Source organism: Gilliamella sp. Choc4-2, from assembly GCF_001690355.1.
GTDB lineage: Bacteria > Pseudomonadota > Gammaproteobacteria > Enterobacterales > Orbaceae > Gilliamella > Gilliamella apicola_A.
In genome coordinates this window covers 28,811-45,249 of sequence record NZ_LZHG01000001.1, presented here as the reverse complement: position 1 = coordinate 45,249, position 16,439 = coordinate 28,811, and the positions used below count along the sequence as shown (strand labels likewise).

The following is a 16,439-nucleotide window of genomic DNA, read 5'->3' as shown; positions in this document are numbered from 1 at the left end:
ACCAATCGTATTTATTTTAAAAGATTCTTTTGCAGGCATTTCAGTCTAAGAGCTTTGCTGTTTATGCTGAATGTATGATTCAAATTTAGCTGCTGTGCATAATATGTTTAACTTAAATTACTAAATTTAGGTTGTTGTTTTGGAGTTCAGTCCTTTTACTGACAAGCATTTACTCTAGGTCTTTTCTAATTGTTTTTACTATATATGAAAACTTAGCTATTAGTGTAACCATAATGTATTTACCCTAAGAATTGAGACTTAAAAGGCAATCTCAAGGTAAATTGTAAAAAAGCATTCAAGTGATAGGTGACTTTAATAGTGTGGCACTAGGCTTGATATTGTAGTCAGTTGTCCGTTAGTAGGATAATCTGGCTCAATATCATGGTTATTTACCCAAAATACGGATAGGTAATAAACCAAATTTATAGAAAAACTTTCACTAGCTAGGAAAAAATTTATGTTATGGTTACTATATCATCCTTTATAGTCCATATCAAAGTGGCTATACCAAATGATTTAACCCTACTTATTAACAACTAGGAGCCAGGGCTGGTTATCGAAGAATAGTTAATTATTTATAATTTTGAAGAACTTTATAGGGCATTAAATAATTTAATCCTAATTTTCTATGATTGTTTTTAAATCAATAAAGCTTAATCTGCTTTTCTTTTTTTATTTAAACATGTATTTTATTTATATGTTTACAAGAATGGAAAAAGAGGAGATATTATGTTCTGTATTCAGTGTGAGCAAACAATAATAAAATCAAATAATAAAGGCTGTAATTATGCAAAAGGTATGTGTGGTAAAACAGCAGAAGTTTCTGATTTGCAAGATGTTTTAGTAGCTAGTTTACAAAAGATTTCGTATTGGGCCACGCTTTGTCGTAGGTATAACATTGTGGATAGAGAGATTGATAGGTGGTCGTTTCAAACTTTTTTTGCGACATTAACTAATGTCAATTTTGATGCGCAGCGGATGCTAGAATATCTTGAGCAAGCTAATATACATTGTCAAAAGTTAGCACATTGCGCTAAAAGTGCTGCGCTTAAAGTAAATGATATTTTACCAGCATTAAGTTATGCAGCTAAGCTTAATTATCCAGATGCAAAAGAGGATCTATTAGCGTTTGCTAGCCAAGTCAAGTTGAATCGAGAGCAAGAACAAGTTGGTGATGATGTAATAGGGCTTCGTTTATTAGCTTTATATGGCTTGAAAGGCGCGGCAGCTTATATGGAACACGCTGCGGTATTAGGTCAATTTAATGATGAAGTTTATTCAGAATATCATCATATCATGAACATTCTTGGCGATAATCCAACTGATGTAGATAAGCTTTTTGAACTTTCAATGCAGATTGGGCAATTAAATTATAAAGTTATGTCGATGCTTGATATGGGAGAAACAACTGAATTTGGTCATCCTGTCCCAACTAAAGTAAATACTAAGCCAATTGCAGGCAAATGTATTTTAGTTTCTGGACATGATTTTCATGATTTACGTTTGATTTTAGAACAAACGCAAGGAAAGGGCATTAATGTTTATACTCATGGAGAAATGTTACCCGCTCATGCTTACCCAGAATTAAAAAAATATACTCATTTAGTCGGAAATTATGGTAGCGCTTGGCAAAATCAGCAAGTTGAATTTGCTAATTTTCCCGGGGCAATTGTTATGACGTCAAATTGTATTATAAACCCTTTTACAAACGGATATGCGGATCGCATTTTTACTCGTAATATGGTTGGTTGGCCTGGGGTTGCTCATATTCAGACTGATGATTTTAGTCCTGTTATTGATTGTGCACTTAATCAATCAGGTTTCAATTATACTGAAATTGAACATTATATAACTGTTGGTTTTGCAAGAAATACATTAATGAATGTTGCGCCTACAGTTGTTGAACAAGTAAAAGCTGGAAATATTAAGCATTTCTTTTTAATTGGGGGATGTGATGGTAGCAAAAGTGAACGTCATTATTATACCGAAATGGCAAACCAAGTACCTAAAGATAGTGTTATTTTAACTTTAGGTTGTGGTAAATATCGCTTTAATATGCAAAATTTTGGTGATATTAATGGCATTCCTCGTTTACTTGATATTGGGCAATGTAATGATGCTTATTCGGCAATTCAATTAGCGCTTGCATTGGTTGAAGCTTTTGAGTGTAGCGTTAATGAACTTCCATTAACATTGGTTCTATCATGGTTTGAGCAGAAAGCAATTGTCATTTTGCTCACTTTACTATCATTGGGTATTAAAGGAATTTATGTAGGGCCTTCAATTCCCGAATTTTTAACAGATAACTTATTGAGCATATTGCAAAATAAGTTTGATTTACGTATTACGGCAGATTCAACCAGTGATTTAAATCAAATATTAACTTTTAATGCGGCTTAAAATAAATGGATTTATGCTATTATCTGCTTTTCGATGCAGATAATAGTGTTTATGGGAACAGATTATTCTAAACTAGAATAGGTCAAATAAGAATATTAATAGATTGTATAATATAGGAGATTTAGTGCAATTATCAAATTTTACTGATTATAGCATACGTGTACTTATTTATTTGTCAGCTTTAACTGAAGGTGAAATGACAAATATTACTGAGGTAAGTAAATATTATAATATATCTAAAAATCATTTGGTTAAAGTTGTCTATAAACTAGGTAAGTTAGGTTATATTGAAACAAAACAAGGAAAGTATGGCGGTATAAAATTAAAAATGCATGGGAGTCAAATTAATGTAGGTAAAGTTATTAGGCAGATTGAACCGCTAGAACTACTTGATTGTAGCGTTTCAGCATGTAATATTAGCCCAGTTTGTCTTTTAAAAAGATATTTATGGGATGCAAAAGAGGCATTTTTAAAAGAATTAGAACAATATACAATTGATGATTTAATTAACGACAAGACAAAATTAATTAGCCTATCATAATTTTATTTGGTTTTAACTAGATAATAACCTATTCCTGAACAGTTTTATTAGTAACTGCCAGGTTAGGTTAAAAGTGATTAAGCACACGCATTAGACAATCTAATTAAATAAAACGATCAAATAAAAATATATGAACAATTAGCAATATAAGTTTATACTTATAAAGTTATATTAATCGGTTATTAATTTTTTTGCTGGGCTTTATCATAAGGATAAATAAATAATTTATTATCAAACCATTCCGCGCAGAAAATATCCTCTATCTTTTCATATCCTTGTTTATGAATTTCTTGTTTAACCCAATCTTCATCTTTTTGGATCTGATTGAGGTTATCATGGCTTATTCCTCCATTTTCAATAATTAGAACCGCAATATCTTTCTCACCTTTCTTGATAATTGTTAATGATCCATTTAATTCATACCAAACTTGCTTTAATTGTTCGAATGATGAAATACCTTGTATATTAACTAAAGTTTCAAAGTCTCGTACAGGTAAATTGGCTTTGATAAAATTATCGGTTATTAATTTTCCATTTTTGACCAGCTGAATAGGCGCACCATCAATTGCATCTCTTAAACGAGAATTTTTGGATTTGATGAATCTGATTATAACCAATAAACCGGCCCAAATTGCTACAAGAGCAGCTGCTTCCCATGCAGAGACGGTTGGGCTTAACAATGCTCCCCCAACCAAAGCACCAATTACCATACTACCAACTTGATCTAACTGAGACATAGGTGCTATTTGGCTTTTGCCTGATAATTTCACATAAATAAGTAAGATAACTAATGCTAATAAAAATTTTGGTGCCATTTCTAATAAATACATTCACTACCTCCTAGTTAATATTTTTATTTATCTGCATGCTGTTACTGTAGTAGTAAGTTGAAGCATTAACTTCAGAATATTTAGTAACTTTTGTTAACAATATGTATGAGTTTTAGTTTAGCGTGAATCATTGATTTATTATAACTTTATTAATAAAAGATATTAATATTTCGAAAATTGGAAACTGTATTATACGCTATATATCTAGATTGGAAAATCGACAATATAAGTCTTATTTGTATATAGCTATTTAATATAGTCTGTATAAACCATGCATAGTTAATAATCATCAACTTTTATTCACTGCTTTTTTATAAAGTGTAAATTAACGAAATCTAATCTTGATTTTTGTTTAATCACAGTTTATATATATTAATGATAAGTAAGGTGCTTATCGCTAATATAAAATTATTGGAGGAGCTTATAATGGTACAAAAATTTGCTTCGTACGGTAGTGATGTTTCAGCGGGTACTTATAAATGTGCAGATTGTGGTTATATTTATTCAAATCAAAGTAAAAAATCCTTACCACCTTGCCCAGATCATAATAAAAAACCACATATTAAGAATGGTTGGTATATTGTTACAGGACAAGGTGATTCAGCTAAAGACCCTCATCCAGATAAAAAATAATCTTAATTTTTTCAGTGGATAATAGATATACTTGCATTTTGATTATTTTGTAAAAAATAAAACGGAGCGTTACTTTTATTTTGAACTGGAATATTTAGTTTGTAATCAGGTTGAGTAACGCTTTAGTTACTGAAAGTTAAATTACATATAATAAAGTTAAAGTTAAAACGGTAAGACTGCTAATTTTTAATATGTTAGTTATTAATGAAATTAGAGTTTTAATTCTATAAATTGATACAATTTTGTAAATTATTGATACAATTTTGTAAATTATGGAAGAGTAATTAATTTAGCAAATATATGGTGTTGTTACCTAAGCTGGCTGTCTTTACTGCCCCGACGATTATATAAGACTGCTGCCTTTGCTATTTGCTTATCAATTTCTTGTTGACAGGTGAAGCAAAACTGGACACCAGGCAATACATGCCTTCTTGCTTCAGGGATGATTTCACCACATTCAATACAAAAATTAGCACTATTAACACCTTGTTTTAATTGGCGTCTAGCATTTTCGATAGCGTCAGAAATTGTACCTTCTATTTGTTGATTTACGGCATCATCTGATGCCCAGCCATTAGCCATAATGTAACCCCTATGATAGTAACGTAGCTTTTTAGATATGGTTTTTTAAATCTTTTTCAAGCCATGGTTTGGCTATTATTAATTTGTATGAATGTTAATGTAAGTTGAATGATAATATATCGATGTAATCAACATATCTATTTTGTATTATTTAGCGGAGATAGTTATGCAACAATATGAACAAGCAACATTTGCTGGTGGTTGTTTTTGGTGTATGGTTAAACCATTTGATCAGTATGATGGTGTTATTCGTGTTATTTCGGGGTACACTGGAGGACATGTTGCTAATCCTACTTATCAACAAGTTTGTCAGGGAAATACAGGGCATACTGAAGCTATTCAAATAACTTTTGATCCATCTAAAATAAGTTATCAAAAATTACTTGATGTTTTTTGGCAACAGATAGATCCTACAGATAAAAGAGGACAATTTGCCGATCGTGGCGATTCTTATCGTCCGGCTATTTTTTATCATAATAAATCTCAACACCAACAAGCATTAATATCTTTGCGTGCACTTGAAGCAAGTAATCGATTTGCTAATCCAATAACAGTGGATATTGAGCCCGCTGTTGAATTTTACTCAGCAGAAGATTATCATCAAGACTATTATAAAAAGCAACCTGAACACTATAATCGTTATTATCAATTATCAGGCCGAGCTCATTTTATATCGACGCACTGGCAGGACAAAAATTCATCTAAGGTAAATAAATAATGCAAAATTATCCACAATATTCTGTAAAACAAAAATGGATTCATTGGTTATCAGCGATATGTGTTTTAATGACTTTTTTACTGATAGCATTTAAAGGAAGCATGTCATATTATTTGGGGGGAATGCCTAATATTTATTTACTACATAAATCTTTTGGGATAGTTATCGTGGTATTAACCGTATGGCGAATACTTGTCGTAAAATTCGAAAGTTCTCCGAATCTATTATCTAATGATAATAGATTACTAAAAATATTGTCAAAATCAGTCCAAGGATTTATTTACATTTTTCTTTTAATTGTCCCTATTTCAGGATATTTGATGAGTAGCCGTGACTTTAATGTATTTGGTGTTATTTCAATTCCTGCAATTGGTATGCCTAATAAGTTTTATACATTTTTTTACAATACTCATATTTTAACCTCTTTTATTTTTATGATTTTATTGCTTTTGCATGTTATAGGGGCAATGTATCACTACTTTTTTCTTAAAGATAAAGTTCTACAATCAATGTTATAAACTTGATATTTTGCCGTTTTAATTATCTTAATAATTTAAAGGGTTTTACTGATTATGAATAAATTAATGAAAGAAAAAGTACTTTCAACGTTAACGCCTATGCAATATCATGTAACGCAGCATAATGGAACTGAACCACCATTTGATAATGAGTTCAACGACAATTATCAAGAAGGGCTTTATGTTGATATCGTTTCTGGTGAACCATTGTTTACTTCATTAGATAAATTTGATTCAGGGTGTGGTTGGCCTAGTTTCGCTAAACCTATTGGTAAACACTCTATTGTTGAAAAAAAAGATAATAGCTATGGAATGCATCGTATTGAAGTTCGCTCAGTAACTTCTGATTCCCATCTTGGTCATGTTTTTCATGATGGACCAAAAACATTAGGTGGATTACGCTACTGTATAAACTCAGCAGCGTTACGCTTTATACCTAAAGATGATCTTAAAGCAGAAGGATATGGGCAATATTTAAAACTTTTTAAGAAAGCTTAGCTAATTAAAACACCCTATTATTTAGTATGAATAATAGGGCTTAGAAAAAAGGTCTTCAATTATTTATGTTTATTTGTTCATTTATAAAATAAAAATGAATTTTGGGGTTTTTCATACCTAACTTGCAGTATTTAACAATTCGTACGAGTTAATTCTTTTTTTTAAATAAAACATAACAAATCATTAAAAATACAATGCTAGTTAATAATGAGCCAATTAATGGATAAAGTCCAATTACAATACTTATTTGTGCAAGGAGATTGTCTGTAATATAGAATAGAAAACCAAAACTTATACCGGTAATGACTCTAACACCCATAGATACGCTGCGCAGAGGTCCAAATATAAAAGATAATGCTAGTAGCATCATTACTGCTACAGATATTGGTTTAATTATTTTTTTCCAGAAAAGTAAATCGTAATATTTTGTATCTTGCCCTGAATTATGTAAATATTTGGAGTATTGATAAAGACCACTAGCAGAAAGTGAATCAGGATCAAATGCAACTATGCTTAATTTATCTGGTGTGATATTGGTACGCCACTTCATAAGTACTAAATTGGTACCAGTTATTTGTTTTGGGTTTGTTAGATCATTTTTTTCAACCTGAGCCAACGTCCATTCATTATTAGAATATACGCCATAATCAGCATGTGTGATTGAAAGTAATTTGTTATTTTCGACTGTGTAAATAAAAATATGTGATATAGAATTATCATTATTGATGCGGCCTATATAGATGTAGTTATTTCCATCTCTTGCCCACAAACTTCCTTTCTCTGCCATTAATGAATTACCATAAAGTTTTTCAGAGCGCATATTTCGAGCAGCTTGTTCCGTTACAGGGGCAACCCATTCACCAATTGCCATGGTAATCACAACCAATGGAATAGCTGTTTTCATCACTGCTTTAGCAATTTTAAATCGACTGAATCCAGATGTTTCCATAACAATAAGTTCACTGCGAGATGCCAGTAAACCTAATCCAATTAATGCACCTAATAATCCAGCCATAGGGAAAAATGTTTCTAAATCTTTGGGCGCCATTAAGGTGGTATAAATTCCTACAGCAAATGCATCATAGTCGCCCTTTATTTTTCGAAGCTGATCAATAAAACGAATGATTCCTGATAAGCTAATTAGTAAAAAAAGTGATAACCCAATGGTACTTAATATTGTTTTACCAATATAGCGATCTAAAATCGAAAACACAATTTTCCCCTTTATGATGCTAAATATTTAAGACGAAGTTTACGTATAAACAAGTTATCCCAGCAATTTAAAAATAACGCAATAATAAAATATACTGTATTAATGATATAAAACCAAGGTTCTGGATTTATATGTCCTTTTCCTGCACTTCCTTTTATTGAACTCGATAGTAAAAAATAGATCAAATAAAGTAGTAAAGCAGGGAGTATTTGGGTAAGCCTTCCTTGTCTCGGATTTGAAACACTTAAAGGAATTACAAGAAAAGCCATTAAAGGTACTGAAATCATCAGCGTTAATCGCCAATAAAATTCTGCTTTAGTTTTTGATGATCGGATATTGTATAAGTCAAATAGTCCAAGTTGCTGGGCATCTAATTTTTCTTCATCGTCATAATTCTCTAATTCTTTGGGTTTTATTATGCCTAAATAATTATGGAAGTTTGATATCCGAAAATCTTTTAATTGTGTAGTACCTTCGTAACGATTAGCATTTTCTAATGTGATTGTTTGGTTACCGTCTTTATCACTTCCTGTTTTACCTTTATTCGCTACAATTATTGATGGTCTTAAATTATTTTTAGGATTAGTTTGTACAATGAAAATCTTTTCAAGATTGTTATTATTAACATTTCCTATATAGATTACGGAATTACCGTCAGGTGTTTGTTGAAACTGTCCTTCTAATAAACCTGTTAAACTTGGATTAATTTTTGCATTTTCAATTAATTGCCCTTGTTTGACGTTAGACCATGGTCCAAACCAAAGTGTATTTATCATTGTTAATATACAAGTAAAAATGCAAAGTAAAAAAACAACTTGATAGGCGATATTTTTTTTCACTCCACATGCATGCATGGCAACCATTTCACTATCAGAGTAAAGTCGCCCAAAAGTAACTAATACACTTAAAAAAAGACTTAGCGGTAAAATAAGATCTGCTATATTAGAAATACCCAAGACGAGCAATGGCATAATTAAATCACGAGGTATATTCCCTTCAATGGCGCTCGATAGAATTTTAATTAGCTTTTGAGAAAAGAAAATTAATAGTAAGATGAAAAGAATTGCACCTTGAGTTTTCAATGTCTCTTTAACTAAATATCGTCGAATTATCACATTTAACCTATCTGCAAAATTAATGTTTTATAAAATTGAACTATTATAAACTGAATTAATCGGTTTAGTTATCTTTTTTGTTGCTATCCCATAATGAATCGATAGAATATCAGTATTTATCCCATATTTTACAAGAGAAGTTTTATGAAATTTTTAATTAAAAACAGTGATATTATAACCAAACTAAAAAATGAATGTTTAGTTATTTCAATAAGTTCAGAAAAAGAACAATCAGCTTTTGTAAAAGATTTAGATCAATTTACTAAGGGAATGATAACTCAATTAATCAAATCAGGTGATATAAGTGGTGAATTAGGACAAACAACTTTGCTATATCCATACATGAATAATTTAAGGCAAAAGATATTATTTGTAGGTTGTGGTAAATTCAAGGAATTTGATTTAAGCAAATCTAAAAAATTGATACAAACGGTTATTAATGAAGTGATTGCCAAAAAAATTAAAACTATTTCCTGGGATCTTTTAACCATTAATTCATCAATAAGTGATGAGGTAGCTAAGCAACTTCCACAAATTGTAAGCGAGATAACTTATCGCTTTGATGAATTTAAATCAAATAAAACAATTGGATTAAGTTTAAATAACATTGCTTTATTATATAACGATCCAAAATTAGTTGATACTGTAAGTAATAATTTGGCGCAGGGTCAAATTATTGCAAACGCTGTTGAATCGACTAAAACTTTAGCTAATATGCCTTCAAATATTTGCAATGCTCAATATTTGGCAGATCAAGGTAAGCAACTTGGAAAACGTCACTCTTCTTTAAAAGTTTCTTGTTTAGGGGAAAAAGAGCTAACTAAACTCAATATGAATGCTTATTTAGCTGTCGGACGTGGTTCACAGAATGAATCAATTATGACAGTTATTGAATACAAAGGTGCCAAAGAAAAAAATGCTCAACCTTATGTATTAGTTGGCAAAGGATTAACCTTTGATTCTGGTGGAATCTCAATTAAGCCTTCTGCAAGCATGGATGAAATGAAGTATGATATGTGTGGTGCAGCAACAGTGTATGGGGTTATGAAAGCTGTCGCCGAATTAGAGTTACCTATTAATGTAGTCGGAATTATGGCCGGGTGCGAAAATATGCCAAATGGTAATGCTTATAGACCAGGTGATATTTTAACGACAATGTCTGGCATAACCGTTGAGGTCATTAATACTGATGCCGAAGGTCGTTTAGTTTTATGTGATGTGTTGACTTATGTTGAACGTTACAATCCTAAAATTGTGATTGATATAGCTACGTTAACAGGAGCCTGCATTGTTGCACTTGGTCACCATTATACTGGAGTAATGGGTAACAATGAAAAATTAGTTGCACAGCTAATTTTATCATCGAATAAGGCGGGCGATAAAGCATGGGCGTTACCGATAGATAATGATTTTCAAGAACAAATTAAATCAAGTTGTGCTGATATTGTTAATGCAGGGGGCCGTGATGGTGGTACGATAACCGCTGCTTGTTTCCTATCACGGTTTACAGAAAAATATCCGTGGGCTCATTTAGACATTGCAGGCACAGCTTGGCAATCAGGAGCAAAAAAGGGGGCTACTGGGCGCCCAGTTGCAATGTTGATTCAATATTTACTTGAAAGTAATTAGCGAGCTTACATTCTATGAAAAAAGTGATTTTCTACCTATTAGAAAACCAGACGGAAGCGAGTGAATTAGGCATGTTATTTTATGAAAAACTCGCTTGTGAAAAAATTGTTGAGGCTTGGCAAAACAAATTGCGAGTATTGGTTGCTTGTCAAGATCAAACTCAAGCAGAACGAATAGATGAATATCTTTGGCAATTAGATACTGAAAATTTTGTTCCACATAATTTAGCTGGTGAAGGCATGAAAGGAGGCTCCCCAATAGAAATTAGTTGGCCGGCGAGGCGTAGTAGTGGTACTCGTCAATTATTAATTAATTTACAAGAGCAATTTCCTGAATTTGCAGGTGTTTATCGTGACATAATAGATTTTGTACCCGTTAATGAACGATTGAAATTGCTAGCTAGAATTAGATATATGTCTTATAAAGACGCAGGTTTTAACCTTAAAACTATTCCTACTTTATGTAGATAGGTTTAAAAATTATCAATAAAATTTTAGATAAAAGTTTTTTTAAAAGGGATCAAATGTATCTAGTTTATTGTTCTGCCAATTTATTGTTTTTCTATTTTACTGTAGAATAGGAAGTATTTTTATGCCCTAAATCAGGATTTATGCATTAATTATGAAAAATACGACTTATAATCCACACGAAATTGAACAACCTATTTATAAACATTGGGAAGAAAGTGGTTATTTCAAACCCAATGGCGATAAATCTCAGCCAAGTTACTGTATTGCTATTCCTCCGCCGAATGTAACTGGTAGTTTACATATGGGGCATGCTTTCCAACAAACAATTATGGATGCCTTGATTCGTTATCATCGTATGCAGGGGCATAATACCCTTTGGCAATCCGGAACCGATCATGCGGGTATTGCAACGCAAATGGTAGTAGAGCGTAAAATTGGCGCAGAAGAAAACAAAACTCGCCATGATTATGGTCGAGATGCTTTTATTGACAAGATTTGGCAATGGAAAGCTGAATCAGGTGGTAGCATCACAAAACAGATGCGTCGTTTAGGGGATTCGGTCGATTGGGATCGTGAACGATTCACAATGGATGAAGGTTTATCAAACGCAGTAAAAGAAGTTTTTGTTCGACTATATCAAGAAAACCTCATCTATCGCGGCAAACGTTTAGTTAATTGGGATCCTAAATTACGTACGGCGATCTCAGATCTAGAGGTTGAAAACCGAGAAGTTAAAGGCTCAATGTGGCATTTGCGTTATCCATTAGCTGATGGAGTCAAAACAGCCGAGGGTAAAGATTATTTAGTTGTTGCAACCACTCGTCCTGAAACCTTATTTGGCGATACTGGAGTTGCGGTTAATCCTGAAGATCCACGCTATAAAGATCTGATTGGTCAATTTGTAATATTGCCATTTGTGAATCGCCGGATTCCAATTGTTGGTGATGAACATGCCGATATGACCAAAGGTACAGGGTGCGTAAAAATCACCCCTGCACACGATTTTAATGATTACGAAGTTGGGCGACGTCATCAATTACCGATGATCAACATATTTACTTTTGATGGTGATATTCGTCAGCAAGCTGAAGTGTTTGATACTAATGGTGAACCAAGTGATGCTTATGAACCCACTATTCCAGAGCAATTTCAAAACCTAGAACGTTTTGCTGCTCGTAAAGCTGTGGTTTTTGCATGTGAATCACTTGGTATTTTAGAAAAGATTGAACCTCATGATTTAACTGTCCCTTATGGTGATCGTGGTGGTGTTGTGATCGAACCTATGCTAACAGATCAATGGTATGTACGTGCAAAAGTACTTGCAGAGCCTGCGATCGATGCTGTAAAAAATGGTGATATCCAATTTGTACCAAAACAGTATGAAAACATGTATTTTTCTTGGATGAATGATATTCAAGATTGGTGTATTTCACGTCAATTATGGTGGGGGCATCGTATTCCTGCTTGGTATGATAAACAAGGTAATGTTTATGTTGGTCGTGACGAAGCTGAGGTACGACGTGAAAATAATTTGTCGAACGATATTGAGTTAGAGCAAGATGAAGATGTACTTGATACTTGGTTTTCATCTGCACTTTGGACATTCTCAACGTTAGGTTGGCCGGAAAATACTGACGAATTAGCCACGTTCCATCCAACGAATGTACTAGTGACCGGCTTTGATATCATTTTCTTCTGGGTTGCCCGAATGATCATGATGACCATGCATTTTATTAAAGATGAGCAAGGTAAACCACAAGTTCCTTTTAAAACAGTGTATGTTACAGGCTTAATTCGTGATGAAGAAGGACAAAAAATGTCAAAATCTAAAGGTAACGTGATTGATCCTTTAGATATGATTGATGGTATTTCATTGCACACATTATTAGAAAAACGTACTGGCAATATGATGCAACCTCAATTAGCTGAAAAAATTGCTAAACGAACTCAAAAGCAGTTTCCTAATGGTATTGAAGCTCATGGTACTGATGCATTGCGTTTCACGTTAGCTGCCTTAGCATCAACAGGACGAGATATTAATTGGGATCTAAAACGATTAGAAGGATATCGAAACTTTTGTAACAAACTTTGGAATGCTAGCCGTTATGTATTAATAAATACAGAAGGGCATGATTGTGGGTTTAATGGGGGAGATTTTGATTACTCTTTAGCAGATAAATGGATCTTAGCTGAATTTAATCAAACCGTTCAATCTTATCGTGAAGCATTTGATACCTATCGATTTGATTTAGCCGCAAATATTTTATATGAATTTACTTGGAACCAATTTTGTGACTGGTATTTAGAGCTAACCAAATCGGTTTTAGCCAATGGCAAACAATCACAGCAACGTGCTGCTCGTCATACTTTAGTGACGGTGCTAGAAGCTTTATTGCGCCTTGCTCATCCAATTATTCCATTTATTACGGAAGAAATTTGGCAAAATGTAAAAGGATTAATGCACATAACGGCTGACACCATTATGTTACAACCAATGCCTAATTTTGATAAACAACATATAAATGACGAAGCTGTAGCTGATATTAATTGGATAAAAGATGTGGTAATTGCTGTGCGAAATATTCGTGCAGAAATGAATATTGCACCAAGTAAGCCATTGCAACTACTAATTCGAAAAGCCTTACCAACGGTACATCGAATTATCAGTGACAATATCAACTTTATTGAATCACTAGCAAGATTATCCGAAATTGTTTTACTTGATGATGGCGAAACAGGACCACTGTCTGTCACTAAATTGGTGGATGGTGCTGAATTACTTATTCCCATGGCAGGATTAATCAATAAAGAAAACGAACTTGTGCGTTTAGAAAAAGAGATCGAACGCATCAATAGCGAAATTTCTCGTATTGAAAACAAATTATCTAACGCAAGCTTTGTTGATAAAGCACCGGCTGCAGTAGTAGCGAAAGAGAAAGAAAAACAACAAGGTTATATTGACGATAAAGCCAAACTGCAAGAGCAGTATACTGCAATAAAAAATCTATAATTTGATTATAAAAAATCTCTCAATAATAACCTTATTGAGAGATTTTTATTTTAATTCATGTGGTTAATTCCACTTCAAATAAAAAACAAATCGGTAGTAAAATTTTATAATGATAAAATTAATTCAAATGATAGTTTGCATTTTATTATAGATTTATATACAATGATCCGAATTAATTCTGTGGGTTGTTAGCTCAGTCGGTAGAGCAGTTGACTCTTAATCAATTGGTCGCGGGTTCGATCCCCTCACAACCCACCATTAAATGCCTGCTTTTACAACGCTATTTAGGTTGTTTGTGGTCCTGTGTATGAGTGTCAATTATACTTTGTGCCGTGAATGTGACATTATTTGGCAAGCTCCAGCATATGATCAGTATTCAAGTGAGTGTATTTCTTTATCATTTCAACATTTCCGCTGCAAGCACTTTTAACGTAAATAATAGTGTACTAACTTGAACGTGCCAGCTTGACCAAGTGTGGCTCAAATCATGGAATGTAAAATCTTCAATACCCTATAGTTCATAGGTATTGCTAAGATCTGGTTGATCAATATCATTAATGCGTTTTGGGTTTACGTGTAAAAACTTATTCACAATTATTTTTAAATCGTAATTTATGTATCAATTCAATTGCACCATGATTTAACAGTAACAACTTAGTTCTCTCTGATTTTGTATCATCATTTATTACCGTTGCCACACGGTTAACAAGATTCACATTGTGCCACGTTACACTTGGAAGAGGTTGCACTAACCTCTTGCTTGTCGAAGATTTGTCTCTGCACAACTAAATATCACTACATTCATTTATCCTAGCCCAATTTCTATTTTTTATTAACTAATTGCCACATTTTACGTGTAATTAGTAACGTGTTATTGGTGAGAAAATACGATATTTAGTTTCGTCATCAATATAAAAAATTAGCTAATTAAAAATTAATTATAGCAATTTTTAGGCTTAATAAATCAAATGGAATCTTTTAAAAATTATTTAGATAGAATTTGTTATTAATTTGTTTATATTGTATTAATACATTTGTATTTATTTTTTGACTTTGATTTAACCGTTATGATTTGGCGAAAATGATTTTATTTTTAGAAATAGAATTAATATGATAATCAATATATTAATCGTGATTAGCATATTACAACGATGAATTTTCTTCTAATGTAATATCATATTTAGTAGAAAAATATGATAAGATTAAATAGAAAGTGTATCGATATTAAAAATATGCTTAAAATAGAAAAAAGAAATTCTATTTTATGATTAATAAATAAAAAAGCATGTTATGAACCATCATTTTGTCTATTTAAATTTATGATAAATTGTTATGGTAGTATTGATTTCAAAAATTCAAAGTATTTCAGTATCTTTCATTTACTAATAGCCAACTTATTGCATATGATATTTTTAATCATTAGCGATTGAAATTTTTGTTTAGATAATTAAAAATTTTGCAAAATGCTGTAATATTTTGGATATTATTTATATTAGCATTTTAAGTAATTATAGGTATTAAAAATGAATTCATATTTGCTTCTTTTTTTTGCAATTATTTGTGAAGTTATCGCAACTTCTTCATTGAAATTATCTAATGGTTTTACCAATCTTGTTTTCTCGATTATAACCATTATCGGCTATAGCGCTTCATTTTATATTCTTTCTTTAGCATTAAAAACAATTCCAGTAGGTATCGCTTATGCAATTTGGTCAGGAATTGGTATCGTTCTTATTAGTTTAATAGCTTGGATTTTCTTAAAACAAAGTTTGGATTTAGCTGCAATGATTGGCATGGGATTCATTATGTTTGGTGTTATTATAATAAATCTGTTTTCTAAGGTCTCAGGGCATTAAAATTACTTATTGAGAGAGTGCTCTGTAAATCTGTTCAATAATGTAAATTTCTAAAAATAGAAAAGTAATTATTCGACACTCGTTCATTTATTTTATAGACAACTTGCATGGTTTAGTTGACATTTTTAGTACTCTCTAAGCGGAGTGGTAACATAAACAAACTAACCCCAAAAAATGAATCAAAAATTAAAGTGAAGTAAAATAAAATTAGTTATATCAACCTTTTCATGTTAAATAATACCAAAAAGAGTTTTAAATAATTTTCAATGCTACCTATATACAAAAACTATATTAATTATAAAAATAAGTTTACTTACTTTTTATAAATCCTATTTATTAAGTTTCTTTTTTATAGAATAATTTGCCTTAAAATAATCATTGCTTTCCATATAAAATAGTTAACATTTTTGTAAGTAACCGTATAAA

The 16,439-nt window shown here is 31.9% G+C and carries 14 protein-coding genes and 1 tRNA gene; 11 read left to right on the top strand and 4 right to left on the bottom strand.

Annotated features, from left to right (window positions below; genetic code table 11):
- Positions 1–729 precede the first annotated feature (729 nt).
- Complete coding sequence (hcp, locus tag A9G34_RS00215) at positions 730–2,400, top strand: hydroxylamine reductase (RefSeq protein WP_065568529.1); 1,671 nt, start codon at positions 730–732, stop codon at positions 2,398–2,400.
- Between the two features lie 124 nt (positions 2,401–2,524).
- On the top strand, positions 2,525–2,941 hold the full coding sequence (locus tag A9G34_RS00210) for an Rrf2 family transcriptional regulator (protein ID WP_034945926.1): 417 nt from the start codon (positions 2,525–2,527) through the stop codon (positions 2,939–2,941).
- A 182-nt stretch (positions 2,942–3,123) separates the two neighbouring features.
- On the opposite strand, the gene A9G34_RS00205 is transcribed toward A9G34_RS00210, so the two are convergent.
- Entirely contained in the window at positions 3,124–3,771 is a 648-nt protein-coding gene (locus A9G34_RS00205; protein ID WP_065568528.1) for a DUF421 domain-containing protein, read from the bottom strand.
- A 426-nt stretch (positions 3,772–4,197) separates the two neighbouring features.
- Between A9G34_RS00205 and A9G34_RS00200 the strand changes: the two genes are divergently transcribed.
- Positions 4,198–4,404: a hypothetical protein gene (locus A9G34_RS00200; protein WP_034945920.1), complete on the top strand. Its 207-nt coding sequence runs from the start codon at positions 4,198–4,200 to the stop codon at positions 4,402–4,404.
- Between the two features lie 309 nt (positions 4,405–4,713).
- On the opposite strand, the gene A9G34_RS00195 is transcribed toward A9G34_RS00200, so the two are convergent.
- Positions 4,714–4,986 (bottom strand): DksA/TraR family C4-type zinc finger protein, encoded by a 273-nt coding sequence (locus tag A9G34_RS00195; RefSeq protein WP_034945916.1) that lies wholly within the window; start codon positions 4,984–4,986, stop codon positions 4,714–4,716.
- Positions 4,987–5,152: 166 nt separating this feature from the next.
- Between A9G34_RS00195 and msrA the strand changes: the two genes are divergently transcribed.
- Genes msrA through msrB form a run of 3 tightly spaced genes read left to right on the top strand, consistent with a single transcriptional unit; the run spans position 5,153 to position 6,720 of the window.
- On the top strand, positions 5,153–5,704 hold the full coding sequence (gene msrA / locus A9G34_RS00190; protein ID WP_034945913.1) for a peptide-methionine (S)-S-oxide reductase MsrA: 552 nt from the start codon (positions 5,153–5,155) through the stop codon (positions 5,702–5,704).
- Positions 5,704–6,222, top strand: a complete 519-nt coding sequence (locus A9G34_RS00185) for a cytochrome b (RefSeq protein ID WP_065568527.1) — start codon at positions 5,704–5,706, stop codon at positions 6,220–6,222. Before msrA ends, A9G34_RS00185 begins: the two co-directional genes overlap by 1 nt.
- Before the next feature lie 54 nt (positions 6,223–6,276).
- Positions 6,277–6,720, top strand: a complete 444-nt coding sequence (gene msrB, locus A9G34_RS00180; RefSeq protein WP_034945905.1) for a peptide-methionine (R)-S-oxide reductase MsrB — start codon at positions 6,277–6,279, stop codon at positions 6,718–6,720.
- Between the two features lie 148 nt (positions 6,721–6,868).
- On the opposite strand, the gene lptG is transcribed toward msrB, so the two are convergent.
- Both lptG and lptF read right to left on the bottom strand, forming a co-directional pair.
- On the bottom strand, positions 6,869–7,933 hold the full coding sequence (lptG, locus tag A9G34_RS00175; RefSeq protein ID WP_034945902.1) for an LPS export ABC transporter permease LptG: 1,065 nt from the start codon (positions 7,931–7,933) through the stop codon (positions 6,869–6,871).
- Between the two features lie 11 nt (positions 7,934–7,944).
- Complete coding sequence (gene lptF / locus A9G34_RS00170) at positions 7,945–9,048, bottom strand: LPS export ABC transporter permease LptF (protein WP_065568526.1); 1,104 nt, start codon at positions 9,046–9,048, stop codon at positions 7,945–7,947.
- A 144-nt stretch (positions 9,049–9,192) separates the two neighbouring features.
- Here lptF and A9G34_RS00165 point away from each other — a divergent pair, with 144 nt between their 5' ends.
- The 5 genes from A9G34_RS00165 (at position 9,193) to A9G34_RS00145 (ending at position 16,013) form a co-directional block, all read left to right on the top strand.
- The gene (locus A9G34_RS00165) at positions 9,193–10,677 is read left to right on the top strand and encodes a leucyl aminopeptidase (RefSeq protein ID WP_065568525.1); all 1,485 of its coding nucleotides are present in this window, start codon (positions 9,193–9,195) and stop codon (positions 10,675–10,677) included.
- A gap of 14 nt (positions 10,678–10,691) precedes the next feature.
- Positions 10,692–11,147, top strand: a complete 456-nt coding sequence (locus A9G34_RS00160) for a DNA polymerase III subunit chi (protein ID WP_034945893.1) — start codon at positions 10,692–10,694, stop codon at positions 11,145–11,147.
- 151 nt (positions 11,148–11,298) lie between these two features.
- Entirely contained in the window at positions 11,299–14,157 is a 2,859-nt protein-coding gene (locus A9G34_RS00155; RefSeq protein WP_065568524.1) for a valine--tRNA ligase, read from the top strand.
- Positions 14,158–14,339: 182 nt separating this feature from the next.
- Positions 14,340–14,415: transfer RNA gene (locus A9G34_RS00150), tRNA-Lys, on the top strand.
- Between the two features lie 1,265 nt (positions 14,416–15,680).
- Positions 15,681–16,013: a DMT family transporter gene (locus A9G34_RS00145; protein ID WP_034945887.1), complete on the top strand. Its 333-nt coding sequence runs from the start codon at positions 15,681–15,683 to the stop codon at positions 16,011–16,013.
- Positions 16,014–16,439 lie beyond the last annotated feature (426 nt).